We start from the raw sequence: 13,554 nt of genomic DNA, 5'->3' as shown, positions 1-13,554 counted from the left end.
AACGCGGTCGTTCCATTTTCGTTTATACTGATTTCATGGAAACGAAGTATCGCTGGAAAGTTATTGTGGTCATTATCCTTTCGGCTGTGATCCTGGGATTGCTGGCATTTCTGCAGTTCGGCAGCCGTATCTCTCTGCCTTCGCTGCACCCGGTGGCTGCTGCGACACCTACGCCGACGGCGACGCCCACTGCTGTGGCGACACCTGCGCTTACGCCCCAGCCAACCCCGATACCGACAGCCACACCCGAAGTCGTGGATGTTACATCGGATGATTCCCTGACACGGATCGTGAACCGTGACCATACGTTGTCGGAAGACTATGTGCCTGCAGATCTGAGGTCAGTCGACGTATATAAGGCAAAGGATGTTCAGCTGCGCGATGAGGCGGCTGCGTCACTGGAACAGATGTTTGCGGCCGCTCAGGCGGATGATGTGTATCTGAAGCTGGTTGACGGCTATCGCAGCTATAAGGAGCAGCGTTCTCTGTACCATACGTATCTCAACGCCAACGGTTCGGGCTATGTGAACAAGATTGATGATATTCCCGGTGCCTCGGAACATCAGCTGGGACTGGCGGCGGATATTGGCAACTACAACGGTGCATGTGAGCTGCAGACCTGTTTCAAGGATTATTCTTCCTATCGCTGGCTCAGTGAACATGCGGCTGACTACGGATGGATTGAGCGCTTCCCGCAGGGCAGGCAGTCCGTTACCGGCGTTGTCTACAGTCCGTGGCACTACCGGTATGTCGGCGTCGAGGAGGCGAAGAAGATCAAGGCTTCCGGTCTGACAATGGAAGAGTATTACCAGCTGGTTCCTGAAACCGGTGATGGTGCAAACGAGTAACGAAAAGAACTCCCGGGGAAGGAGTTCTTTTCATCAATGCAATGTTTTAATTTCTTTGATTGGAGGGGGAAAGAAATTAATTGTTGTCTTCTTTTGGAAGACACGTATATCCTAGGGCGTCAATGTGAAAGAAATGTGAACTTCACAGGGAAAATCTGCAAAAAGAACATCGATTCATGTAAAGGGGTTGTATGGAGTATGTAAGGAAACGGCTGGCGCCTCGGGAATTTCCGGCCCCTATGCTAAAATTTTAATATCGATTGGAACGGGGAAAATATCATGACAATCAAGCAGAAAGTAACTCGCATCTGTCTTCTTGTGATTGGGGCTGTCCTGCTTTTCTATGCCTATTATCCGGCGGTGAATTTTCACAGCCTCGGCTTCTGGATCTATGCAATGGTCGTTGTAAGTGCCGGGATTCTGCTGTTTGGAAAGGAAAAGAACCCGACTGACGTGGTGTCTGTTCACGCATCGAAACAATCGAAAAGAAGAAGGGATATTGGCAATCATACACCTTTGCGGAAGGTGGAGATCATGGTGTTTGCGTGTGTCTGTTTCTGGGGCATCCTGATGCTGGTGGAGTCGCCGCTCTTTCGTTCGGGCATATATGCGCAGCGTATTGAGGTGATGGATGTCGAGTTCAGTTCCATTCCTGCCTACAGCTTCAACAGGACGGCGATCATTGACCGCGACTCGGCGGAGCAGCTTGGCGATAAGGTGATGGGCGAGATGAGCGATCTTGTTTCTCAGTTCGATGTGTCCCAGGAGTATGCACAGATTTCCTATCAGGAAGGAACCTACCGTGTGACGCCGCTTGCGTATGATGGCATCATCAAGTATTTCCGCAACCGGAAGGCGGGCATTCCGGGTTATATCCTGGTCAATACGACGACAGGCAGTGCGAAGCTGGTGCGCCTTGAGGAGAGGATGCGCTATGTGCCAAGCGCATGGTTCAATGAGAATCTGTACCGGCATCTTCGCTTCAGCTATCCGACGGTGCTCTTTGGCAATCCGACCTTTGAAATCGATGATGAGGGGAAACCATGGTATGTATGTACGACATATACCTATACCGGCTTCCGGTCTTTGAAGCGGGTGACGGGATTGATTCTGGTGGATCCGGTGGATGGCTCCAGTACGCGCTATGGGCTCGATGATATTCCTTCCTGGGTGGACCGGGTGTTTCCGGAAGATCTTGTAGAAACAGAACTGAATGACTACGGCCGCTATCAGAAGGGTTTCTTCAATTCCATCTTTTCTCAGGAAGGCGTTATCCAGACATCTGAAGGGTATAACTATATTTCAAAGGATGGTGATATCTGGCTCTATACGGGAATGACTTCGGTTGTTTCGGATGATTCGAACATCGGGTTCATGCTGGTGGATTTGCGGACCCATGAGGCACAGTTCATTGCGACTTCGGGTGCTGATGAGTATTCGGTCATGGCTTCGGCGGAGGGCGAAGTGCTCAACTACGGCTATACGGCAACCTTCCCGGTGCTGGTGAACATTCAGAACCGGCCGGTCTACATTCTTTCCTTAAAGGACAGTGCGGGACTGGTCAAGATGTATGCAATGGTCGATGCCCGCGACTACCAGCAGGTGTATACGATCAAGGCGGACAAGAATTCGGAAACGGCTCTGAATGCGCTGATCGCCTCGTTTCTGGGGACGAATAGTGCGGCGGCTGACAGAACGGATTCGGCGACGATCACGGTTGCGGACTGGAAGAGTGCCGTCATTGACGGTAATACGATTGTTTATCTGGAAGCGGAAGACGGCGATGTGTATCGTGTGCAGCTGACGCAGGAAAATGCGTCGACGTTCCTTTTCCTTTCTCCTGGCGACAAGATCGATGTAGACTGGTACGCGGATGGCAATGAGAGAGTAATTGCCAAGGTGAAATAAATGGCTGAAGAAGATATACGGGAAAAAGTAATTATTCGTACCAGCGTGACGGCAATTGGCGTTAATCTTGGCCTGGCGGGTTTGAAGGCGGTGATTGGTGCTGCTGCAAATTCGATTGCGATTACACTGGACGCGGTTAACAACCTTTCGGATGCACTGAGTTCTGTAATTACGATTCTTGGAACAAAGCTAGGCGCTAAGAAACCGGATAAGGAACACCCCATGGGTTATGGGCGCATTGAGTATTTCAGTGAGCTGATTGTCAGTACACTGGTTCTTTATGCCGGTGTTTCATCTGTGGTTGAATCTGTGAAGAAGATCCTTCATCCGGAAGCCGCCTCCTATTCGACGCTGTCGCTTGTGATTCTGGCGATCGGTGTGGCTGTGAAAATCGTACTTGGCCGCTATGTGAAAAAGAAAGGCATTGAAACTAACAGCGGGTCGTTGCAGGCATCGGGTGCGGATGCGCTGTCGGATGCGGTTCTTTCTTCCTCTGTTCTTGGTGCGGCAATTTTGTATGCAGTGATGCATATTTCTCTGGAAGCGTGGCTTGGCGTCGTGATCGGGGCAATGATTGTAAAGTCTGGCGTTGAACTGTTGAAAGATACGCTGAATGCGATTCTTGGTGAGCGCCCTGCGCCGGAACTGTCGAAAAAAGTGAAGAAGATTGTGGCGGACCAGCCGGGTGTGCGCGGTGTATATGATCTGGTGTTGACAAATTATGGGCCGCAGCGCTACATCGGGTCTGTTCATGTGGAGCTTCCGGATACGATGTCGGTCAAGGATGTGGATATTCTGGACCGGAAGATTCAGAAGGCTGTATATCAAGAGACAGGTGTGCTGATGACAGGCATTGGAGTCTATTCCTACAATACGCAGGATGATGCGGCCGCAGCAGCGGAGCAGAAGGTTCGCCGTATCGCTGAGCAGACGGGCGGCGTCCTTGGCATCCATGGTTTTTATATGGATGAAGCGAAAAAACAACTTCGCTTTGACGCAACCATCAGCTTTGATGTGGATCATCAACAGACGATGGATAAGCTGCAGAATTCAATTGAGGCGGCGTTCCCTGATTACACAGTTTCCATCACCGGTGATATTGATACGGCAGACTGAAAAGGGATGTACCAGCAGGACATGATTAAGTCATGAGGCCACGGTGCAGTGTATTTTTCTTTACTGATAACGGTAAATACGAGAAGAAGACTGTAACAGCTACATGTCAACTGTTACAGTCCTTATGAGTCAGATAAAACTACTCTAATCTGAAACCTACCAACACTGTGCAAAAAGGGGTTCTTTTCCAAATTTCCGACGAAGATGATCCACCTGACAGGGAAGAAGCTCTTTCAGCGCAGCAGCTTCAAATACGTCACAGCATTCGCAAGAATTTACGTTGTCTTCCATAAAGTTATCCATCCTCTTGTATGGCAAGGATAGCTGATTACAGAAAAACAACTGTACTGTATTTGGTACCCATCAGAAATCAATTCACCAAGCTGCTAAAATGGCCAAAAGTATAGTGAAACAACGAACATTAAAAATTTGAATTCCTGATCTAAAATTAACCTGATTTTTTGCTTAATATCACTACTCTTTGACAATTTAAAATATAGATATAGAAGTAAGCATCCAACAAACGATCCGAGAATCTCAATAATTAAGATATCAAGCTTGTTTTGGGAATCCATCCCTATTAGTCCTAATCCGCCGCAGACGATTATTACTATTTGACAGATGAATCTTAAAGAAGGCTTTTTCAGCTTGTTAGTTTCCATATTAGTCTCCTTCATATTTACTGGCGGTAAAAAATTCATTTCGCAATTATTGAAAAGTTTCTCTGTTTGATACTTCTCTCCCTTCCTCACCTCCTTTATCTTCCTGACAGTTAGGTTCATAACTTATTTTTCGCCCATGCCTAAGAGTTTTTGATGGTAAGAATAAAAATAATGTAGGTATATTTAAGAAAGCTGAGAATTCAATCCAGCTATATCGCAATGCATGTACATGTATTCTCTAATAAAACCAGATGACGGATCCTTTCGCAAGGAATACAAAATATGGTTAACAAATTGAAACTGTTAGAAATTGCGTTGGGTATTTTCTATATTTATTATTGATTTTCTTCTACACTGCGTCAATTTGATTCTGGCAAGCGGAGCGGCGCGGGAAGCGATTGTTAGTTCCGAATAGTCGGGCAATGCCGAAAGTTCGCAACATGCTTGAGAACTGGGGAGAAGAATCCGGGGCATTTGACATCCATGGCTTTTATATGAACGATGCCGGCACACAGCTTCGCTTTGACGCTACCATCAGCTTTGATGTGGATCATCAACAGACGATGGATAAGCTGCAGAAATCAATTGAAGCGGCGTTTCCTGATTACACAGTTTCCATCACCGGTGACATTGATACGGCAGATTGAAAAAGACCCTCGCCGGGCGGGCGAAGGTCAGATGAACGGATCTGTTTTGAGAAGCAGCCTGGGGATGTTTGTCTTCAGGCTTTTTCAGGCGCTTTTGAAATGTGTGGGGTTAGAGTCAAACCGGAGCGATAAATCTCTGGGGTAACTGGCGCCCCATAATCATGAACTCAGCGCCCGAGTCATCTGAAGTAAGACATGACCTTACAACTGGTTTGAACAGCTGTGAGGCCAAGTTTTTATTTCGCCGTTTTTGTGACATTCGAGTGTATCGGGTTCAATGAGTAGGTCGCATCCTTGTCCAGAACGTACATGAGGCGGTTGCGGAATCTGTCCCAGTTGTGATAGCCGTTCGCATTCTTCTTGATGCACTTACAGATTGAGTTTCGGTTTTCAATGATCGCATTGGTCATCCGCTTATGATAGGCATTGGGTTTGCCGGTCTTGGAATCGACCTTGTAGATGTAGCCGTAGGTAGTAAGAGAATTGATGATTTCGGTCCGCCATTTGGTCAGTGTGCTGGCGAAGTGACGCATTTCCGGTACCTGAGACTTCCTGAACTCCGTAATCAGTTCGTTCAGTTTCTGCTCCCTATCGTTGGGCGTGGCGGTCTCATAGTAGTCGTATACTTTTTCTTTCAGATTCCATGACTCCATCAGCTCAGGGCTTATTTTCAGGAGCTTCTCGCGGAGATCATAGTAGTTAATCGGAAATTTGAAATGATTGTTATATCTTCTCTGTCCGTTTGGATCGAACAGCTTCTTACCATCTTTTGTGCTGCTGTCGGAATGCCTGTAGAGAATCCAGTTGAACTTCTTGAGAAGATAGTATTCATCGGAACCTTTTGTGGTTCCTTTCATGGCACGGATTCGAACACTGTCGGTCTGGCGTCCCAGTTCCTGGCAGAGATGGAATCTGTCCACGATACCGATACTGTTCGGGAAACACTTCTTCATGACCGTTCGATAGGTATCGTACATATCGAAGGAACAGGCTTTGACTTTCTTCCGCTCTTCCAGCGGGATCTTCATAAAGTAGCTGAGCAGCCGATCTTCCCGTCTGGAGTTCAGGAAATCAATGGGCGTCTGTCTCTGGAAATCCATAAGAACACAGACGAATTTCTCGCTGTAGTTGCGGAAGGCATAGACTTCATCAAAGCTGATCATCTCCGGCAGAGGTTTCCTGGGAAGACTGACGTGATCATCAAACAGATAGGCAGCTGTGGCAGGAGAGAGATGATACCTGCGCGCAACGGAAGAGAATGTCTCGTTATAGTTCTTCAGATCCGTGAGCACTCTCTGAACCGTGAATGCGGAGATACTCATACTGCCAAAGGAGAATGGATTCTTCTCTGCATAGGTTCGATGACATACCGGACAGACATATCGTCTGGCCCGGTAAAGCAGCGTACATTTACGATCAGAAAGAACACTGTGCGTAATCTTCTTCCAGTAATAATCTTTGATCCTTGGAGTTTTACAGCCGCATTCCGGGCAGGGCTCATAGTGCGGAACGAGCCGGACTGAGATCTGTGCATTTCCATTCAAGTTCTGATACTGGAAGTCCTCCACATCACTGTCTTCCAGGCCGAAGAGCTCCATGATGTCCTCTTTATTCGTGTTAAGAGACATACCGATGACCTCTGATTCTGCAGGGAATCGATTGAATACCGTATACCATGCATGAATTCCTTTCCGGAAAGCCGAATCAAAATGATGAACGAAGGGCTTTTCTTCAAAATGATGAGGTGAAACGTTCCTTCGTTCGGTATTGATCGGCTTTCATCCCTTCTGCCCTCAGAATAGGAACGCAGAGGCTTCTTTGATATTCCTGCTGTGAGAAAAAGAGGTCATGTGAAAACGAGCTGGCAGCGCAGCTTTCTGTTCTGCAGGAACTGCCTGCCAAGCAGGGTAATACAATTCGTGGTTATATCCGTATTGAGGTAAATGCGCCTGGTATTGAGAATACTCTGCCAGTACCGGTTGAACTTCCAGCGGATCAGCCGTACAGCGTCATAGTCAAAGGAATTACCGCTTTCTTCAACGGTAAAGGAACGATCCCCGCATGAAGTAAGAACAGCGGTAAAATCGTCCGCGGTGCGGCTGCTGTAGGGGATCATGAAAGACAGCAGAACTGCATCTGCAGACGAGCCTTTCCGGTAAACACGCTTAATGATCAGTGGCACAGTATGATCAAGAATGGTAAATCTTCTGCTGTACTTTGCGTAATACAGATAGCCATTATTCACAATCAGTTCGGAAACCGACTGATCATAAAAGACCTGAACAGCTCTTGTAATGATTTCCTGTGTGGAAGAATCGTTTGAGGAATGAATCAGGCGATTCTTAACAAACTCCACGAGCTTGTGCAAATGACAATGAATCATGATCATCAGACAGGTCTATAATGGAGTCGCTGGCATGTGCTGGACTGCGAAGGGTTTGGGGATGCCAGCTTTTATTATTGCCAGGAGCTCAACATTCCTCCTTTACCTGAAGGATAGTCTTTTTCATCCAATTCGAACAATACCTGTACAAAAAAAGCAAACCCCAGAGTCTTAAACTTTCACAGACATACATAAAAGATGGCAACCCCATCACCTTGAAATGCAGGTCACCATCCCCTCAAATTTTTAAATATCCCTTTTTCAATGGCACCGACTGGGCAGCTGTTCATCGCTTCCTGGGCACGGTCGAGTGCCTCTTCCGGGACGTCAGTGTCAATTGCGACTGAGACACCCTGATCATTCAGAGAGAATACTTCGGGGCAGATGCTTGCGCAAAGGCCGCAGCCGATGCATGTTTCATTGACATGGTACTTCATTTTGTTCTCCTCTTTTCTATTGTCTGTCTGGTTTTATTCCAGCGTCAGCAGCAGTGCCATCTTGAACTTCTTCACTGCTGTTACGGCGTGCAGGCCGCCCTTAGCAAAGTGGAAGTTTTCCCCTGCCTTGATCGGGTGATCTACACCTTCATAGCGGATTACGCCTTCCCCATCGAGGGCAAAGATGATTGCTTCACCGGGGGCTGCGTGTTCCGAGAGTCCGGTTCCTTCGTCAAATGCCATGACGACAAATTTCATCTTCTCGTTATGGACGACGTCCATATTGACAATCTTGCCGTCCACATAAGGGACAAGGTCAGCGAGGCGGAATACTTCGCCGGCTTTTACTGCTTCATTCATAATGTCATTCCTCCTGATTGCGATTTCTGTATAAACAGCTCCTGCAGAGCTTTGGATCCCGATGGGCTGATCGGCAGGTGTAAGGATACTCTCACCGGCCTGCAGCGTCTTTTGAACTTCCGGGGTTCCATATACCTCCAGACTGCCGTTAGCGACGATCAGCAGCTTATGGTAGGGATGAATCTCGGCACTGATATCTGTATTTGCGGCAAGCGAGAAGTAGGTGATGGCATTGTCACCACCCTGAACCTCCCGCGAGATCGTGCAGCCCGTAACCGGAGGGTTTTCGACTGCGATCGAAAATACTTCTCCAACTTTTTCTTTCATGGATGTTTCCGTTTATCCGAAGATGGCCTTGAGATCATCATCGACGGTCCCGATCGGCGCAATGTTGTAAGTCTTTACCAGATAATCCAGAACATTGGGCGAGATGAAGGCCGGCAGCGTCGGCCCCAGCTTGATGTTGCGGATACCGAGCGACAGCAGCGTCAGCAGTACGCAGACCGCCTTCTGCTCATACCAGGAAAGGATGATGGACAGCGGCAGCTCATTGACGCTGCAGCCGAAGGCATCTGCCAGTGCCAGGGCAACCTGAATGGCGCTGAACGCATCATTGCACTGGCCCATATCAAGAATGCGGGGCAGACCGGCAACCGTACCAAGATCCAGATCATTGAAGCGGTACTTTCCGCAGGCGAGCGTCAGAATCACTGTGTCAGACGGCGTATTCTTTACGAGATTTGTGTAGTAATTTCTGCCCGGGCGCGCACCATCGCATCCGCCAACCAGCAGGAAGCGCTTGATCTGACCGCTCTTGACAGCTTCGATGAGCTTGTCCGCAACGCCGAGCACCGTATGATGAGCAAATCCGGTCATGACCGTGGTGCCGCCATTGATGCCGGTGAACTGGGTGTCTTCTGTGTATCCGCCAAGTTCCAGAGCCTTTTCAATAACAGGCGTAAAGTCCTTGTCATCGCCGATGTGAACCAGCTCTGGATACGAAACGACTTCCGTCGTAAAGACGCGGTCCTTGTAGCTGGCGCGAACAGGCATCAGGCAGTTGGTGGTGAATACAACCGGCGCCGGAATGTTGGCGAATTCTTTCTGCTGGTTCTGCCATGCGGTACCGAAGTTGCCCTTCAGATTGGGATACTTCCGAAGCTCAGGATATCCGTGTGCCGGCAGCATTTCACCATGGGTATAGACATTGATGCCCTTACCCTGGGTCTGCTCCAGAATCTGCTTCAAATCATACAGATCATGGCCGGAGACGACGATGAACGGTCCCTTTTCCACCTTCAGAGAGACGGTTGCCGGCTCTGGGTTGCCGAAGGTCTCGGTATTTGCGCGGTCAAGCATCTCCATGCACTTGTAGTTGACCTGACCGACTTCCATTACGATCGGAAGCAGCTCATCCATCGTGTGATTTTCGCCAATGGCACACAGTGCTTTGACGAAGAACTGATTCACTTCGTCACTGGTATACCCAAGAACGCCGGCATGATAGGCATAGGCAGCCATGCCGCGGATACCGAAGAGAATCAGAGATTTCAGGGAACGGATATCTTCATCCGCATTCCAGAGGTCTTTCATGTTGTAATCAGGCTCGCCGATGGCGCTGATCTTTGCCTTCTCGGCATGAACTTCATCGATCTGGATCTTCAGTGTCTCTTCATTGAAGTTCACGTTGGTGATGGTTGTGAATAAACCCTTGATCAGCAGACGGTAGGTTCCTGCCTCGTGGCTGCCATTCTTTTCTGACGTCTTCGCAAGGCCGATGAGGGCACCGGTCAGCTCATCCTGAAGGCCGGCGACTTCGTAGCTTTTTCCGCAGACGCCTGCGCATCCCTGACAGCCGGTTCCGCCGGCCGTCTGTTCACACTGAAAACAAAACATTTTGCTGTCCATATTCACTCCTCCTTATTTTGTGACAATGGAATAGTGGAAATCATCCTGAGATTCGAGCGAATAGCCGCTGCCATTGAGCATGCCTTCCATGACGCTCTTGCGGATGGCATAGTAAGGTGCGGTGTCACCATTCCAGTAAGGCGCATGAATATCCTGCGTCATTTCCCAGGAAAGATGGTCAGCACTTGTATCTGTTACTGCATTAACGCGGTCGCACGGCATGCCGTTGACAAAGAAATCTTCGAAGGCCTTGTATACTTCTTCAGGAGATTTTGCCGGCAGGGCATGCTGTTGACCGAAGCTGTATGCAGCCTGGCAAAGCTGCTCCAGACGCTTTTCATGTTTGGAAAGAATCAATGACACCAGGGCGGCGTAACGGGTTTCGGCATCTGTGATCTGATCCTGCAGCCAGCCGTGGATATTTCCTTCGTCAATGACGGATTCCAGAGGCGGCAGCGTTTTTACATACGGTTCCGCGGTATCGATCCAGCCGCTGCCGACGGCAGCATTGGCGATTTCGCGGGTCAGCTGTTCCTGGTTTCCGATCTTTGCGTAGAGCCAGAAATGAATGGGGCCTAACATTGCGCTCATGCGGATTACCCTCTGACTTCGGCGATTTTGTCGTTCAGCGCCTGAACAACCGCGGCCGCATCAACGCCGTGAATGGCGCAGGCATCTTCGACGGAATCTGCCTGAGAAGCGGGGCAGCCGAGGCAGTACATGCCGATGCCGTAGAATACTTCGGCGGTTTCCGGATAGTTGTTCACCAGATCGCCTACCAGTGATTTTCCTGTAATTACGTTGTTTTCCATTGCGTTCTCCTTATTCTTACTGCATGATCAGTATCGGATATTCCGGCGGATGAGTACGTTGTTTAAACAACAGAACGCAGAGATAAAAAAATACCCGGTCTTCAATGGTTGAAGACCGGGTATGGGGAACCGTTTCCTTAATTGGTCCGGTTCATGAAATGCTCTTTGGCAAATTCCATATCCTGGACCAGTTCGGCTGTTCCGAGATAATTTCCTTCCGAATCACGGACGGCGAAATATCTTACGAGCATGGTCTTTCCGCCTTTCTCCATCCAGACCGGAACTTCATCACGCTTGCCGCTGCGGAAGTCGTCAATGATCTGGCGCACCATCGGCTCGATCTTCGGCGGGTGGCAGGAGAATACTTCGCGGTCGATGGCCATGCCGGGACGCTTGAATACCTTCGGCCCCTCATTGAAGAAGCGGTTGATATTGTCAGCGTCGACAAAGGTAATTTCCATCGGAATCGTATTCAAAAGGGCAGTCAGCTGCGCAGGCGTCAAATGTCCGCCGGGCATGACAATTTCACCCTGAACAGGTGTCTGTGCCGGGGCGGCTGCCTTTTCTGCGTCGGGCCAGCTTTCCTTCGTGACTGTGAGGCAGTCGGCATAATCTTTGGCGTCGCGGTAGATGCCGTACCATTCCTGCTCACTGAAGTTGACGGCGCAGATCGGGAAGAGAATATTCTGCTCCTTGTAGATCATTTCTTCGGTCCGCTTCAAAACTGCAGTGGCGCGTTCGTTCCAGGCCTCATCGTGCTGCGCTTCCTTTGCAAGAGCGCCCAGTTCGTCGCGGATCTCATCGTCAACGGTCCACATGACATCTGAAGGGCCGGTGATTCCGTACTTTACCTTGAGCAGAGGATACAGGAGGTCGCCTTTTTTTGCATAGTGGATGGACAGTTCACGGATGTTCGCAAGCAGAGCGTCGCTGGGCGATTTCCTGTATTCTTCAATCAGGCGGCTGAGGACGTTGTTCTCGGCGGTCAGAGTGTGCAGAGGATGTCCGTCGATGGCTTCGAGAGCGGCTGCCTTTGCGTTTTTGTTGCTGTAATCCTTCGGGGGGAAGACGGTACGCTTTGCCATCTGTTCCTGAATCTTCTGACGTTTCAGAGATTCGTTAACGGCCTTTTCGGCGTTGGCAATCTGCTCCTGGCGGGTTTTGCCGTGGAAGAGAGCGGAATGAATGTCGCAGAGCTTCTGTACCTGCGAGAGCGGCGTCCCTTCCTTCATCAGTTCCTGCTCCGCCTTCATGATGGCAGAGGGATCGACTTCACTGAATTCACGGACAAAGTCGGCACGTACACTTTCAAGGTCTTCTCCTTCACCGAGCCGGCGCAGGTAAGCCTTCAACTGTTCGGTCTGCTCATCCGAGGGTGCAGCAGTGGGTGCTGCTGCAGGAGCCGGCTGTGCTGCTTTGATGTCAGGCATGGTGCCTTCGAGCTCAAAGCCGTTTGCCATCAGGGTGGTTACCACATCCATCATGGAGATGTTCTTCATCTTTGCGCCCTTGGGAATGGTCATGATTTTGCCGACGGAATTGAGGACGGGCTTCTTTGTGATTTCCGTAAAACCGAGGTCTGCCATAATATCGATGAGTTCCGGATATTGTTCCGTGAGCTCGAATACAGTTTTGTTCAGGTCAATCTTCTTGGTCATTTGGGATCTCCTTCCTTGTGATCTGTTCCTAGAATAACGGCGGTTAGGAGTGATTAACGTTGCCGGGACAACAAAATAATAATTTGCTTAAAAAAACACCGCCGCATCACTTGAAAGTGAGCCGGCGGTGTCTGACTTCCTCAGTCTTTGGGAGTGATCTTCTGGAGTGTACCGTTATTTTTCAGACGGGGATAGATTGCCAGGTACAAAAGCGAAGCGATGATGATGGTGAGAACGGCGTTGGTCGTCGTCGTAATGGCGTTCCATGCCATCAGGGTCTTGGCTGCTTTTTCCGGTGTCCCGAGGATGTAGGCCGTATAGACGTAGCCAAACAGAGGTTCACCAATAATATTGAACACCATGCCTGCCGTGGAGGAGAGGAAGACAGCCTTCGTGAGCTTCTTTCCTTCCAGGGTTTTGATTTTGAAAATCTTATGGGCAAACAGGCCGGTGATCAGTCCGATGCCAAGCTTCAGGATGATGGTCTTCGGTGCGACGGTGACATAGATCGGATCGAGCAGGTCGCCGATGCCCATGCCGATCGCGCCTGCGATGCCGCCGAGCCATCCGCCCAGCAGCAACGATGCCAGGACATCAAACGTATTGCCTAGGTGAAAGGCCGTGTAGCCGCCCGGTGTCGGAATGTTGATCTTCAGAAAGGTAAATGAGATATAGGCAAGGGCTGCCATCAGGGCAGTCAGTACCAGCTTCAGTGTGCGGTTGTGGCTATCTGTGTTCATGTGTAAACCCCTCTTTTCGTTATTTGTCATGGTAGGACACATCTGATCCTATTGAAATATCCAGAAATGAATAAA

13 protein-coding genes are annotated in these 13,554 nt (G+C 49.4%); 4 read left to right on the top strand and 9 right to left on the bottom strand.

The genetic code is table 11. The annotated features are described in order from the left end of the window. Window positions 1–35: 35 nt before the first annotated feature. The 4 genes from C1714_RS00685 to C1714_RS00665 all read left to right on the top strand — a co-directional run bounded on the left by C1714_RS00685 (window position 36) and on the right by C1714_RS00665 (window position 5,181). Window positions 36–848 carry a M15 family metallopeptidase gene (locus C1714_RS00685; protein ID WP_135567854.1) on the top strand — a complete coding sequence of 271 codons (813 nt, stop codon included), beginning with the start codon at window positions 36–38 and terminating at the stop codon, window positions 846–848. Between the two features lie 279 nt (window positions 849–1,127). Then, window positions 1,128–2,756: a hypothetical protein gene (locus C1714_RS00680; RefSeq protein ID WP_102341383.1), complete on the top strand. Its 1,629-nt coding sequence runs from the start codon at window positions 1,128–1,130 to the stop codon at window positions 2,754–2,756. Further along, window positions 2,757–3,872: a cation diffusion facilitator family transporter gene (locus C1714_RS00675; protein ID WP_102341382.1), complete on the top strand. Its 1,116-nt coding sequence runs from the start codon at window positions 2,757–2,759 to the stop codon at window positions 3,870–3,872. A 1,084-nt stretch (window positions 3,873–4,956) separates the two neighbouring features. Further along, window positions 4,957–5,181: a hypothetical protein gene (locus C1714_RS00665; RefSeq protein WP_102341380.1), complete on the top strand. Its 225-nt coding sequence runs from the start codon at window positions 4,957–4,959 to the stop codon at window positions 5,179–5,181. Window positions 5,182–5,417: 236 nt separating this feature from the next. On the opposite strand, the gene C1714_RS00660 is transcribed toward C1714_RS00665, so the two are convergent. From C1714_RS00660 to C1714_RS00620, 9 genes are all read right to left on the bottom strand, one after another. Next, complete coding sequence (locus C1714_RS00660; RefSeq protein WP_102341307.1) at window positions 5,418–6,809, bottom strand: ISL3 family transposase; 1,392 nt, start codon at window positions 6,807–6,809, stop codon at window positions 5,418–5,420. 218 nt (window positions 6,810–7,027) lie between these two features. After that, a complete protein-coding gene (locus C1714_RS00655) occupies window positions 7,028–7,570 on the bottom strand; it encodes a hypothetical protein (RefSeq protein ID WP_102341306.1) in 543 nt (180 codons plus the stop codon). Between the two features lie 221 nt (window positions 7,571–7,791). Next, window positions 7,792–8,001 carry a ferredoxin gene (locus tag C1714_RS00650; protein WP_102341379.1) on the bottom strand — a complete coding sequence of 70 codons (210 nt, stop codon included), beginning with the start codon at window positions 7,999–8,001 and terminating at the stop codon, window positions 7,792–7,794. Window positions 8,002–8,034: 33 nt separating this feature from the next. Continuing rightward, entirely contained in the window at window positions 8,035–8,688 is a 654-nt protein-coding gene (locus C1714_RS00645; protein WP_102341378.1) for a cupin domain-containing protein, read from the bottom strand. A 12-nt stretch (window positions 8,689–8,700) separates the two neighbouring features. Then, a complete protein-coding gene (gene hcp / locus C1714_RS00640) occupies window positions 8,701–10,269 on the bottom strand; it encodes a hydroxylamine reductase (RefSeq protein ID WP_245304968.1) in 1,569 nt (522 codons plus the stop codon). A gap of 12 nt (window positions 10,270–10,281) precedes the next feature. After that, complete coding sequence (locus C1714_RS00635) at window positions 10,282–10,860, bottom strand: hypothetical protein (protein ID WP_102341377.1); 579 nt, start codon at window positions 10,858–10,860, stop codon at window positions 10,282–10,284. Between the two features lie 5 nt (window positions 10,861–10,865). Then, window positions 10,866–11,081, bottom strand: a complete 216-nt coding sequence (locus C1714_RS00630; protein WP_102341376.1) for a DUF1858 domain-containing protein — start codon at window positions 11,079–11,081, stop codon at window positions 10,866–10,868. A 137-nt stretch (window positions 11,082–11,218) separates the two neighbouring features. Beyond that, window positions 11,219–12,739, bottom strand: a complete 1,521-nt coding sequence (locus C1714_RS00625) for a DUF438 domain-containing protein (RefSeq protein WP_102341375.1) — start codon at window positions 12,737–12,739, stop codon at window positions 11,219–11,221. Between the two features lie 140 nt (window positions 12,740–12,879). Next, entirely contained in the window at window positions 12,880–13,479 is a 600-nt protein-coding gene (locus tag C1714_RS00620) for an ECF transporter S component (protein WP_102341374.1), read from the bottom strand. Window positions 13,480–13,554: the final 75 nt, after the last annotated feature.

This window comes from Galactobacillus timonensis (assembly GCF_900240265.1).
Taxonomy (GTDB): Bacteria; Bacillota_I; Bacilli_A; order Erysipelotrichales; family Erysipelotrichaceae; genus Bulleidia; species Bulleidia timonensis.
Note: the sequence above shows the minus strand (reverse complement) of the source record. Positions and strands in the feature narration are given on the sequence as shown.